The 12,208-nt window shown below is 52.9% G+C and carries 9 protein-coding genes, 1 tRNA gene and 1 other RNA gene; 5 read left to right on the plus strand and 6 right to left on the minus strand.

The features are described from left to right. Positions 1–35: 35 nt before the first annotated feature. Complete coding sequence (locus AC07NP_RS02500; RefSeq protein ID WP_494659472.1) at positions 36–935, minus strand: LysO family transporter; 900 nt, start codon at positions 933–935, stop codon at positions 36–38. Between the two features lie 184 nt (positions 936–1,119). Then, complete coding sequence (gene aqpZ / locus AC07NP_RS02505; protein WP_494659473.1) at positions 1,120–1,827, minus strand: aquaporin Z; 708 nt, start codon at positions 1,825–1,827, stop codon at positions 1,120–1,122. A gap of 425 nt (positions 1,828–2,252) precedes the next feature. Between aqpZ and AC07NP_RS02510 the strand changes: the two genes are divergently transcribed. Continuing rightward, entirely contained in the window at positions 2,253–3,911 is a 1,659-nt protein-coding gene (locus AC07NP_RS02510) for an ATP-dependent endonuclease (protein WP_203358313.1), read from the plus strand. Here the strand turns inward: AC07NP_RS02510 and AC07NP_RS02515 are convergent. Beyond that, the gene (locus tag AC07NP_RS02515; RefSeq protein WP_494659557.1) at positions 3,908–4,858 is read right to left on the minus strand and encodes a VirK/YbjX family protein; all 951 of its coding nucleotides are present in this window, start codon (positions 4,856–4,858) and stop codon (positions 3,908–3,910) included. The two genes, AC07NP_RS02510 and AC07NP_RS02515, sit on opposite strands and share 4 nt — an antisense overlap. A 162-nt stretch (positions 4,859–5,020) precedes the next feature. On the opposite strand from AC07NP_RS02515, the gene macA reads away from it, so the two are divergent. Both macA and macB read left to right on the plus strand, forming a co-directional pair. Continuing rightward, complete coding sequence (gene macA, locus AC07NP_RS02520; protein WP_203358312.1) at positions 5,021–6,136, plus strand: macrolide transporter subunit MacA; 1,116 nt, start codon at positions 5,021–5,023, stop codon at positions 6,134–6,136. Further along, a complete protein-coding gene (macB, locus tag AC07NP_RS02525) occupies positions 6,133–8,079 on the plus strand; it encodes a macrolide ABC transporter ATP-binding protein/permease MacB (RefSeq protein WP_494659474.1) in 1,947 nt (648 codons plus the stop codon). The genes macA and macB overlap by 4 nt, the downstream gene beginning before the upstream one ends. Positions 8,080–8,163: 84 nt before the next feature. Here macB and cspD read toward each other — a convergent pair whose 3' ends face one another. Further along, the gene (gene cspD / locus AC07NP_RS02530; protein ID WP_162379603.1) at positions 8,164–8,388 is read right to left on the minus strand and encodes a cold shock-like protein CspD; all 225 of its coding nucleotides are present in this window, start codon (positions 8,386–8,388) and stop codon (positions 8,164–8,166) included. Between the two features lie 323 nt (positions 8,389–8,711). Between cspD and clpS the strand changes: the two genes are divergently transcribed. Next, the gene (clpS, locus tag AC07NP_RS02535) at positions 8,712–9,032 is read left to right on the plus strand and encodes an ATP-dependent Clp protease adapter ClpS (protein WP_192611741.1); all 321 of its coding nucleotides are present in this window, start codon (positions 8,712–8,714) and stop codon (positions 9,030–9,032) included. A 30-nt stretch (positions 9,033–9,062) separates the two neighbouring features. Continuing rightward, the gene (clpA, locus tag AC07NP_RS02540; protein WP_494659475.1) at positions 9,063–11,339 is read left to right on the plus strand and encodes an ATP-dependent Clp protease ATP-binding subunit ClpA; all 2,277 of its coding nucleotides are present in this window, start codon (positions 9,063–9,065) and stop codon (positions 11,337–11,339) included. Positions 11,340–11,907: 568 nt separating this feature from the next. Here clpA and AC07NP_RS02545 read toward each other — a convergent pair. After that, a non-coding RNA gene (locus tag AC07NP_RS02545) (RtT sRNA) lies at positions 11,908–12,043 on the minus strand. Between the two features lie 44 nt (positions 12,044–12,087). Further along, a tRNA-Ser gene (locus AC07NP_RS02550) sits at positions 12,088–12,175 on the minus strand. Positions 12,176–12,208: the final 33 nt, after the last annotated feature.

A 12,208-nucleotide genomic window follows, 5' to 3' on the forward strand; every position in this document is an offset into this window, starting at 1 on the left:
AATTTTGGCGGTAGCGCTCTACCGCCAGGGAGGTATCAGGCGGAGAAAAACGCCATCAGGATGGGCACCAGCAGACTCAGTATAAAGCCGTGAACAATCGCGGCGGGGACCATCTCCAGACCGCCAGTGCGCTGCAATACGGGCAGGGTAAAATCCATTGACGTGGCGCCGCACAACCCTAAGGCGGTAGAACGGCTACGACGGACTAAACCGGGGATCAACATAATGGCGACCAGCTCTCGCGCCAGATCGTTAAAGAAGGCGGAACTGCCAATGACCGGGCCGAAGGATTCGGTGAGCAGGATACCCGAAAGGGAATACCAGCCGAAACCGGACGCCATTGCCAGCGCGGTGTTGAGAGGCAGGTCGAGAATAAACGCATTGATCAGACCGCCCACCAGGGAGCTGGCAACCACCACGACCGCGACAATCATTCCCCGGCGATTCAGCACAATTTGTTTCAGGGTCATGCCGCTGTTGCGTAATTGAATCCCTACCAGGAACAATAAAAAGATCAGCGTATATTCGCTGGCTTCGGTCGCGTGTTGTAAAAAAGCCAGCCCGCTGAGTCCAAGCGCAAAACCCAGCACCACGACGCCGCATAATTTAAGTGACTCCAGCGCCATGGCAATACGTGACGGCAGTTTTTCCTGCTGGTGGTTGTGCCGCCAGGGTATTGAGCGTTCCAGCCACAGTAATGCAGCAATATTACACAGCAAAATAACGGTAATACTGATGGCTGAGTAATAAAAAATAGAGAATAGATTACTGGCGAGGTTATCCAGAAACGCCAGACTAATACCCATAAAGAAAAGGATGAGATAAACCATCCAGCTCAGCATCCGATTAATCAGGATTAATGCGGCTTTCTGTCGAAGAGGAACGAGGTAGCCCACCATCAGCGGGAGCAGAATGATTAAGAGTCCTGAAAACATGAACAGCCGGGTCCTTTAATGAGAATCTGTTTAGCGCCAGTGACACTACCCAATTCCGGCTGTGCAGTCAAAGAGCAAAATAAAAGCCGGGTAGCTTACGCCTTACCCGGCTTACATTCTTATTGCAATTTACGGACCTGTAGGTCAGATACGCTAATTGCTATCTGACACTGCAGCGCGTGCATTAATCAGTATCCGTGTCGCGTTTTTCCAGCAGCGTGCGGTAGATAAGACCACCGAGGATGCCGCCGATGATTGGCATCACCCAGAACAACCACAGCTGTTCCAGCGCCCAACCGCCCTGGAAGAGGGCAACAGCGGTACTACGTGCCGGGTTAACGGACGTATTGGTCACTGGAATACTGATTAAGTGAATCAGGGTCAGCGCAAGACCAATCGCAATAGGCGCAAAGCCTGCCGGTGCGTTTTTATCGGTTGCGCCGTGAATCACTAATAAGAAGCCGGCAGTCAGGACAATTTCAATAACAATCGCGGAAAGCATTGAATAGCCGCCTGGCGAATGTTCACCGTAACCGTTTGATGCAAAACCACTGGCGGTTGCATCAAAGCCTGCTTTACCGCTGGCAATAAGGTAAAGCACTGCCGCTGCAATAATGCCGCCGACGACCTGAGCGATGATATAACCAATAACGTCTTTTGTCGGGAAACGACCGCCAGCCCATAAACCTAACGTGACTGCCGGGTTAAAATGACCACCCGAAATATGACCGACAGCAAATGCCATGGTTAAAACGGTCAGACCAAACGCCAGCGCAACACCGGCAAATCCAATACCTAATTCAGGAAATGCTGCTGCCAGAACGGCACTCCCGCAACCACCAAAAACAAGCCAGAATGTACCAAAACATTCGGCCGCTAATTTTCTGAACATATCCACCTCAATTTAAAAAATTGGTCATGATTTCTCATACCAACCGTATTTATCGCCATAAAAGGGTGACGATAGAATGCATGAACCGGTATTTTAAAAACTAACGCCACCCAATCACCAGTTAAATAAATCTACGAAATTTGATTTAGGGCAATGTGCAGCTATTCCTTGTGCCAATTTTCCATAGACACAGTGTAGTGCATTTTCACCCGAAGGTAGTTTCGTTAAATTTAATATAATTCACTGACTTAACTATTATATTGTTATGATATTGTTGAAATGTGACAGAGCGAAGTATTTTGTGTGACTCGTACATAATTCAATCAGTTGCCTGTTGTGAACGTGCGGACATCACATCAGTCGTGAGATTTTACCGTTATACTGCGGATAGCTTAATGGATTAGTGACTCTTTTCTGGAGGAAACATGATTCTCGAACGTGTTGAGATTGTGGGTTTTCGCGGGATCAATCGACTGTCGTTGATGCTGGAGCAAAATAACGTACTGATTGGGGAGAACGCCTGGGGTAAATCCAGTTTGCTGGATGCGCTGACCCTGTTGCTGTCGCCGGAATCCGATCTTTATCATTTCGTCCGCGAAGATTTCTGGTTTCCTCCCGGCGATATCCAGGAGCGGGAACACCATCTGCATATCATTCTTACGTTTCGCGAATCGCAACCTGGTCGCCACCGGGTGCGTCGTTACCGCCCGCTTGCTGACTGCTGGACACCGTGTCGCGACGACTATCACCGCATTTTTTATCGTCTGGAAGGCGAATGCGGTGAAGACGACAGCGTCATGACGTTGCGCAGTTTCCTTGATGGCGACGGACATCCATTACCCGTTGACGATATTAACGACCAGGCCCGGCATCTCATTCGCCTGATGCCGGTACTGCGCCTGCGCGATGCGCGTTTTATGCGCCGGATCCGTAACGGTACGGTGCCCGATATGCCCGATGTGGAAGTGACCGCCAGACAACTGGATTTTCTGGCCCGGGAACTGGCGATGCGTCCCCAGAATCTGACCGATGGTCAGATACGCCAGGGGCTGTCGGCGATGGTGCAATTGCTGGAACATTACTTCTCTGAACAAGGTGCCGGGCAATCACGCTATCGCCTGATGCGTCGGCGTTCGAACAACGAACAACGAAGCTGGCGGTATCTGGACATCATCAACCGGATGATCGACAAACCCGGCGGGCGTACCCATCGGGTTATTCTGCTGGGACTGTTTTCAACGTTATTACAGGCAAAAGGCACCCTGCGGCTGGATAAAGATGCGCGGCCGCTGTTGCTGGTGGAAGACCCGGAAACGAGGTTGCATCCCATTATGTTGTCGGTCGCCTGGCAGTTGTTGAATCTTCTGCCGCTGCAACGTGTGGCCACCACCAATTCTGGTGAGCTGCTGTCGCTCACGCCGGTGGAGCATGTTGTTCGCCTGGTGCGTGAATCCTCGCGCGTGGCGGCGTGGCGGTTGGGACCCGGCGGGTTGAGTGCGGAAGATGGACGGCGCATTGCTTTTCATATTCGTTTCAACCGCGCCTCTTCTTTATTTGCGCGCTGTTGGTTGCTGGTCGAGGGTGAAACTGAAACCTGGGTTATCAACGAACTGGCGCGTCAATGCGGGCATCACTTTGACGCTGAAGGGATCAAAGTGATTGAGTTTGCCCAGTCTGGTTTAAAGCCACTGGTGAAATTCGCCCGACGTATGGGGATTGAGTGGCATGTGCTGGTCGACGGCGATGAAGCAGGGAAAAAATATGCCGCTACGGTGCGCAGTTTGCTTGAGAACGACCGGGAAGCGGAGCGTGAGCATCTCACCATATTACCCGCGCTAGATATGGAACATTTTATGTACCGGCAGGGATTTTCAGACGTCTTTCACCGGGTGGCGCAGATCCCGGAAAATATTCCGATGAACATGCGCAAGATTATTTCGAAAGCGATCCATCGCTCATCGAAACCAGATCTCGCCATTGAAGTCACTATGGAAGCAGGGCGGCGCGGCGTTGATGCAGTACCGACCCTGTTCAGAAAGATGTTCTCACGTGTGCTCTGGCTGGCGCGCGGTCGGGCCGATTAACGGCGGAACAAATCTGACATTTGCGCCTGAATAGCGTCCAGCATCTGATAGCGACGACGGTATTCAGCGCGCTTCTTGCTGGCAATTTCCGACATGTCCTTGCGCGTGAGCGTGCAGGGAAGGTGGTAATACCCTTTCTCATCGCACTCCCCTCCGCAGGAAGCCCAAAAGGCATTGTAGTCGGCGTGAATATTGTCCTCTTTATCGCGATAGCGCAGGCTACGGTAAATGTGCGTTTCGTTGCTGACAGCCAGAATTTGTTTGACCTGTAAACGTTCGGCGAATTGGCATACCGCCTCCATGGCCAGACGTTTGGGAAATAGACCGTGACAGGATTTGGTCGCGCTTTGAATGGCTTCATGGGGGAGCTCGCGCTTGCCGCCCTGTAGCCCGCCAATAAACAGGGTTCGTTTCCCCTGATATTCACACAGCGTGAAAGTGATTTCGGCCAGCGTATCGCCGTCACCGTTACGCACGAGCAGGGTGCTGTCACCCTCTTTATCGAGAGAGATCATCATGGTCAACTCAAGGGTGAAGATTTCCCCATTTTTACCTTCCAGTTGCGCCAGCTGTAGCCCGGATGTATTCATATATGTTCTTAATTCTTCGGGCGTCATAAACCTATGCAGCAGGGCGTAATGATAACGCAATGCTTCCAGTAATTGTTTGCGGCCAAGATTTGCCGCAAGGTAGGGGCGATGAAGGCGAACCGGGAGTCGCGGTTGTCGCGTGAGTAAGACGTTAAGATCCGGCCACTGTGAAAGCTCGGCCATCCATTCACGACTCAAGCGGGGCATCAGCAGGGAGCGCAACATAAATTTCCGCCGGAAACTGCGTTGATGCCAGAATTTGCCCGGGCGCCACAGGCCGCGGGTCAGACTGAAAAATAACCCCAGACTCGTTATGGGGCGAGAAGGAGAGAAAGCATTTTCGGTGAGCTGCGACATATTCAACCATCCAATAAAAAGGTGTCGCATGGATTTCACCATCAGCATACTTAACCAAATATCAATAACTCTGTTACTCTCATTGCCTTTCAATACTTGTTTATTATTGGTTGATGTTGGCTCAATCACTCTGGCGCAATAGACGGGGAATTCAGGATTTTTATGAACATCAAGGGAAAACTAAAAAAGCGGTATCTGCTGGCGATAGGGGTCATTATCGTGGGGCTGATTGCTGCCTGGAGAACACTGAATGCGCCGCTGCCTAATTATCAGACGCTGATTGTTCGCCCCGGTGACCTTCAGCAAAGCGTACTCGCCACCGGGAAACTGGATGCGTTACGTAAAGTGGATGTCGGGGCACAGGTCAGCGGGCAGCTGAAGACGCTGTCGGTGGCCATTGGCGATAAAGTCAAAAAAGACCAGTTACTCGGCGTTATCGATCCGGAACAGGCGCAAAACCAGATTAAAGAAGTCGAAGCCACGCTGATGGAACTGCACGCTCAGCGACTTCAGGCGCAAGCCGAATGGAAACTGGCGCGCGTGACGTACTCTCGCCAACAGCAACTGGCAAAAACGCAGGCCGTCTCGCAGCAGGATCTGGACACTGCCGCCACAGAGATGGCCGTTAAGCAGGCGCAAATCGGCACCATTGACGCGCAAATTAAGCGCAATCAGGCCTCTCTTGATACCGCGAAAACCAACCTGGATTACACCCGTATTGTGGCGCCGATGGCGGGGGAAGTAACGCAAATCACCACCCTGCAAGGGCAAACGGTTATCGCCGCCCAACAGGCGCCGAACATTCTGACGCTGGCGGACATGAGCACCATGCTGGTGAAAGCGCAGGTGTCGGAAGCGGATGTCATTCATTTGAAACCGGGGCAAAAGGCCTGGTTTACCGTGCTTGGCGACCCTCAGACGCGTTACGAAGGGGCGTTGAAAGACGTTCTGCCGACGCCTGAAAAAGTCAACGATGCTATTTTTTACTACGCCCGTTTTGAAGTGCCCAATCCGAATGGCGTTTTGCGTCTCGACATGACGGCTCAGGTTCATATTCAGCTCACCGACATTAAAAATGTGCTGACTATTCCACTCTCAGCGCTGGGCGACCCGATTGGAAATAATCGCTACAAAGTCACCCTGCTGCGCAACGGCGAAACCCGTGAACGGGAAGTATCGATTGGCTCGCGTAATGATACCGATGTGGAGATCGTCAAAGGCCTGGAAGAGGGTGATGAGGTCGTTACCGGTGAGGGCAAACCGGGAGCCGCGCAATGACGGCATTGCTTGAACTGAACGATATTCGCCGTAGCTATCCGTCGGGAGAGGAGCAGGTGGAGGTGCTTAAAGGCATCTCGCTGCACATTCAGGCGGGTGAAATGGTGGCGATTGTCGGTGCTTCAGGCTCGGGTAAATCCACGCTGATGAATATTCTGGGGTGCCTGGATAAACCCACCAGCGGCACCTATCGGGTGGCGGGGCGGGATGTTTCAACCCTCGACAGAGACGCGCTGGCGCAGTTACGGCGTGAACACTTTGGCTTTATTTTCCAGCGTTATCATTTGCTCTCACATTTGACGGCGACGCAAAACGTCGAGGTGCCTGCGGTGTATGCCGGAACCGAACGTAAACAGCGTCTGGCGCGCGCCCAGGATCTCCTGCAACGGCTGGGGCTGGGCGATCGCATCGACTACCAACCCTCCCAGCTTTCTGGCGGGCAGCAGCAGCGTGTCAGTATCGCCCGTGCACTGATGAACGGCGGACAGGTTATCCTGGCGGATGAGCCTACGGGGGCGCTGGACAGCCGTTCTGGCGAAGAGGTGATGGCCATTTTGCATCAACTGCGCGATCGCGGTCATACGGTCATTATCGTTACTCACGATCCGCAGGTCGCGGCACAGGCTGAACGGGTGATTGAAATCCACGATGGCGAGATTGTGCGTAACCCGCCGTCGAAAAAAACGGTCAGCGGTGAGAGTATCGCCGAGTCTGCCGTTAAGACCGCCTCCGGCTGGAATCAGTTTGTCAGCGGTTTTCGCGAGGCGCTGACCATGGCGTGGCTGGCAATGGCGGCCAACAAAATGCGCACGTTGCTCACGATGCTGGGGATCATCATCGGTATCGCATCGGTGGTGTCGATTGTGGTGGTGGGCGATGCGGCAAAGCAACTGGTGCTGGCGGATATCCGTTCCATCGGAACCAATACTATCGATATCTATCCCGGCAAAGATTTTGGCGATGACGACCCGCAGTATCAGCAGGCGTTGAAATACGACGATTTGACGGCGATTCAAAAACAACCCTGGGTCAGTTCCGCGACGCCTGCGGTTTCGCAGAATCTGCGCTTACGTTATGCAAATATCGATGTGGCGGCCAGCGCCAATGGCGTCAGCGGGGATTATTTTAACGTTTACGGGATGAGTTTTAGCGAAGGGAATACCTTTAATCGTGAACAGTTAAACGGGCGGGCGCAGGTGGTGGTGCTGGACAAAAACACCCGGCGCCAGCTCTTTCCGAACAAAACTACCGTGGTGGGCGAAGTTATCCTGGTCGGCAATATGCCTGCCACGGTGATTGGCGTGGCGGAAGAGAAACAGTCGATGTTTGGCAGCAGTAAAATCCTCAGAGTCTGGCTGCCGTACAGCACAATGTCAGGGCGGGTGATGGGGCAATCGTGGCTGAATTCGATTACGGTTCGCGTGAAAGAAGGTTTTGACAGTGAGCAGGCAGAACAACAGCTCACCCGTTTGTTGACGTTACGCCACGGTAAAAAGGACTTCTTCGCCTGGAACATGGACGGCGTCCTGAAAACGGCTGAAAAGACCACCCGTACCCTGCAACTGTTTCTGACCCTGGTGGCGGTGATCTCGCTGGTTGTTGGCGGGATAGGCGTTATGAACATTATGCTGGTTTCGGTGACGGAACGTACGCGGGAGATCGGTATCCGGATGGCGGTGGGGGCGCGCGCCAGCGACGTGCTGCAGCAGTTCTTAATTGAAGCGGTGTTGGTGTGTCTGGTGGGCGGAGCCTTAGGCATTGGCCTGTCGATGTTGATCGCCTTTACGCTGCAGCTGTTTTTACCTGGTTGGGAAATCGGCTTCTCGCCGATAGCCCTGATTACCGCTTTTTTGTGTTCAACATTTACCGGGATTTTATTCGGTTGGTTACCGGCGCGAAACGCCGCCCGACTGGATCCTGTCGATGCGCTGGCCAGGGAATAATGTGTTGTATTCCTTCAAAAATAAAAATGCCAGCCCTGGGGGCTGGCATTTTGACTGCAGGATGTACACAATGAGACAGAAGAGCTATGCGACAGCTTCTGCTTCAATGATAGGCACGATGACACTGGCGTGATTGCCTTTTGGCCCCTGGTGAACATCAAACTGGACAGATTGTCCGGCTTTTAGCGTTCTGTAGCCATCCATCTGGATGGTAGAGTAATGGGCGAAAATATCTTCGCCGCCGCCTTCAGGGCAAATGAAACCAAACCCTTTGGCATTGTTGAACCACTTAACAGTACCCGTTTCCATGCTTCGACATCCTTCGTAAATCTTATATAAGTAAGATGGAATGAACCGGTGGTAGAGCGGAGGCTGTTCAAAACCTCGCCAACTCTCGAGAGTACAATTTAGAGAAATCAGGCGAGCCGTCAAGCATTTGGCGGGGGGGGTAGGGTAAAAATGAATCAAAATTTTGAAGCAGTTAACGCTATTGCCGGGTAATGTGACAGATGTCGCGGATGACAGTGATAGATGATAGTTATCTATCAATTGAGGTAAATTACTTGTGCGCATAAGCTCTTGTCAGCGGCAGAGTAACTGCCGGTAACCGTAACCGAAGATGACGACTGACAATGGGTAAGACGAAAGACTGGCTGGACTTTGACCAGCTTGCGGAAGATCAAGTGCGCGACGCGCTAAAACCGCCATCTATGTATAAAGTGATATTAGTCAATGATGATTACACTCCGATGGAGTTTGTTATTGACGTGTTACAAAAATTCTTTTCTTATGATGTAGAACGTGCAACTCAATTGATGCTCGCCGTTCACTACCAGGGTAAGGCCATTTGCGGAGTCTTTACCGCCGAGGTTGCAGAAACCAAAGTGGCGATGGTGAACAGGTATGCGAGGGAGAACGAGCATCCATTGCTGTGTACGCTGGAAAAAGCCTGAATGCAGGCATAAAAATTGGGGGAGGTGCCTATGCTCAATCAAGAACTGGAACTCAGTTTAAACATGGCTTTCGCCAGAGCGCGCGAGCACCGTCATGAGTTTATGACCGTCGAGCACTTGTTACTGGCGTTGCTCAGTAACCCATCAGCCCGCGAAGCGCTGGAAGCGTGTTCCGTGGATCTGGTTGCGCTCCGTCAGGAACTCGAAGCCTTCATTGAACAAACCACACCCGTTCTGCCTGCCAGCGAAGAAGAACGCGACACGCAGCCGACGTTGAGTTTTCAGCGTGTGCTGCAACGCGCCGTCTTCCACGTTCAGTCCTCCGGTCGTAGTGAAGTTACCGGCGCTAACGTACTGGTCGCTATTTTCAGCGAACAGGAATCACAAGCGGCTTACCTGCTGCGTAAGCATGAAGTCAGCCGTCTTGATGTGGTGAACTTTATTTCTCACGGCACGCGTAAAGACGAGCCGAGTCAGTCTTCTGACTCAGGCAACCAACCGAATAACGAAGAGCAAACTGGCGGGGAGGAACGTATGGAGAACTTTACGACTAACCTTAACCAGCTTGCGCGCGTGGGGGGGATCGATCCGCTGATTGGCCGTGAGAAAGAGCTGGAGCGTGCCATTCAGGTTCTGTGCCGCCGCCGTAAGAATAACCCGTTGCTGGTGGGTGAATCCGGTGTCGGTAAAACGGCGATTGCCGAAGGACTGGCCTGGCGTATTGTCCAGGGTGATGTGCCGGAAGTGATGGCGGATTGCACCCTCTACTCACTGGATATTGGCTCGCTGCTGGCAGGGACCAAATATCGCGGTGACTTTGAAAAACGCTTTAAAGCGCTGCTGAAACAGCTGGAACAGGACACTAACAGCATCCTGTTCATCGATGAGATCCACACCATTATTGGTGCGGGGGCGGCATCGGGCGGCCAGGTGGATGCGGCAAACCTGATAAAACCGCTGCTCTCCAGCGGCAAGATCCGCGTGATCGGTTCTACGACCTATCAGGAATTCAGCAACATTTTCGAGAAAGACCGTGCTCTGGCGCGTCGCTTCCAGAAAATCGATATTACTGAGCCGTCGGTGGAAGAGACCGTGCAGATCATTAACGGTCTGAAACCGAAGTACGAAGCGCACCATGATGTTCGCTATACCGCGAAAGCGGTGCGGGCGGCGGTAGAACTGGCGGTGAAATATATCAATGACCGTCATCTGCCGGATAAAGCGATTGACGTGATCGACGAAGCAGGGGCGCGTGCGCGTCTGATGCCGGTCAGCAAGCGCAAGAAAACCGTCAACGTGGCGGATATCGAATCCGTGGTGGCGCGTATTGCGCGTATCCCAGAGAAGAGCGTCTCGCAGAGCGATCGCGACACGTTGAGAAGTCTCGGCGACCGTCTGAAAATGTTGGTCTTTGGCCAGGATAAAGCCATTGAGGCGCTGACCGAAGCCATCAAGATGAGTCGCGCAGGACTGGGGCACGAGCATAAACCTGTCGGTTCATTCCTGTTCGCCGGACCTACTGGCGTGGGTAAAACTGAGGTCACGGTACAGCTCTCCAAAGCGCTGGGGATTGAACTGCTGCGCTTTGATATGTCCGAGTATATGGAGCGTCACACCGTTAGCCGCTTGATCGGTGCGCCTCCGGGATATGTCGGTTTCGATCAGGGGGGGTTGCTCACCGATGCGGTCATCAAACATCCGCATGCCGTGTTGCTGCTGGATGAAATCGAGAAAGCACATCCGGATGTCTTTAACCTGTTGTTGCAGGTGATGGATAACGGTACGCTGACCGATAATAACGGCCGCAAAGCGGATTTCCGCAATGTGGTGCTGGTGATGACCACTAACGCCGGCGTGCGTGAAACTGAGCGTAAATCCATTGGCCTCATTCATCAGGACAACAGTACGGATGCGATGGGTGAGATTAAGAAAGTCTTTACGCCGGAATTCCGTAACCGTCTCGACAATATTATCTGGTTCGATCACTTGTCTACCGAGGTGATTCATCAGGTTGTTGATAAATTTATTGTCGAGTTGCAGGTTCAACTGGATCAGAAAGGTGTCTCCCTGGAAGTTAGCCAGGAAGCGCGTGACTGGCTGGCTGAGAAAGGCTACGACCGGGCAATGGGTGCACGCCCAATGACTCGCGTGGTGCAGGACAACCTGAAAAAACCGCTGGCTAACGAGTTGTTGTTTGGCTCGCTGGTGGATGGTGGTCAGGTGACTGTCGCCCTCGATAAAGAGAAGAATGAGCTGACGTATGGTTTCCAGAGTGCGCAAAAGCACAAACCAGAAGCCGCGCATTAATATCTTATCGTCTGATGAACCGGGCCACTGAGCCCGGTTTTTTTATGCCTTTTTTATGTCGGATGGCGGCATACGCCTTATCCGAACTACGGTACATGCTCATTCGTAGGCCGGATAAGGTGTCTGCACCGCCATCCGGCAATATTCGCGTGACGGTGCAATATGCGAAAAAAAGCCCGTACTTTTGTACGAGCTCTTTCTCGAAGATGGCGGTGAGGGGGGGATTGACTCGCTTCGCTCGCCCTACGGGCAGCCCGCTCACTGCGTTCGTGGTCTGTCCAACTGGCTGCGCCAGTTGTCGAACCCCGGTCGGGAATTCTCATCCCCCCGGCGTGTGCAACATGCGAAAAAAAAGCCCGTACTTTCGTACGAGCTCTTTCTTAAATATGGCGGTGAGGGGGGGATTGACTCGCTTCGCTCGCCCTGACGGGCAGCCCACTCACTGCGTTCGTGGTCTGTCCAACTGGCTACGCCAGTTGTCGAACCCCGGTCGGGGATTCTCATCCCCCCGGTGTGTGCAACATACGAAAAAAAAGCCCGTACTTTCGTACGAGCTCTTTCTCAAATATGGCGGTGAGGGGGGGATTGACTCGCTTCTCTCGCCCTACGGGCAGCCCACTTACTGCGTTCGTGGCCTGCCCAACTGGCTGCGCCAGTTGTCGAACCCCGGTCGGGGATTCTCATCCCCCCGGTGTGTGCAACGTGCGAAAAAAAAGCCCGTACTTTCGTACGAGCTCTTTCTCGAATATGGCGGTGAGGGGGGGATTCGAACCCCCGATACGTTGCCGTATACACACTTTCCAGGCGTGCTCCTTCAGCCACTCGGACACCTCACCATATTGTTTTGCTGCCTGACCGCTTGGGGGGCA

The organism is Citrobacter sp. GW821-FHT07H02, assembly GCF_059418505.1.

What these genes read in the sequence shown, in the direction of transcription:
- AC07NP_RS02500 (WP_494659472.1), bottom strand. Translation starts at nt 935, where the DNA reads ATGTTTTCAGGACTCTTAATCATTCTGCTCCCGCTGATGGTGGGCTAC.
- aqpZ (WP_494659473.1), bottom strand. Translation starts at nt 1,827, where the DNA reads ATGTTCAGAAAATTAGCGGCCGAATGTTTTGGTACATTCTGGCTTGTT.
- AC07NP_RS02510 (WP_203358313.1), top strand. Translation starts at nt 2,253, where the DNA reads ATGATTCTCGAACGTGTTGAGATTGTGGGTTTTCGCGGGATCAATCGA.
- AC07NP_RS02515 (WP_494659557.1), bottom strand. Translation starts at nt 4,858, where the DNA reads ATGTCGCAGCTCACCGAAAATGCTTTCTCTCCTTCTCGCCCCATAACG.
- macA (WP_203358312.1), top strand. Translation starts at nt 5,021, where the DNA reads ATGAACATCAAGGGAAAACTAAAAAAGCGGTATCTGCTGGCGATAGGG.
- macB (WP_494659474.1), top strand. Translation starts at nt 6,133, where the DNA reads ATGACGGCATTGCTTGAACTGAACGATATTCGCCGTAGCTATCCGTCG.
- cspD (WP_162379603.1), bottom strand. Translation starts at nt 8,388, where the DNA reads ATGGAAACGGGTACTGTTAAGTGGTTCAACAATGCCAAAGGGTTTGGT.
- clpS (WP_192611741.1), top strand. Translation starts at nt 8,712, where the DNA reads ATGGGTAAGACGAAAGACTGGCTGGACTTTGACCAGCTTGCGGAAGAT.
- clpA (WP_494659475.1), top strand. Translation starts at nt 9,063, where the DNA reads ATGCTCAATCAAGAACTGGAACTCAGTTTAAACATGGCTTTCGCCAGA.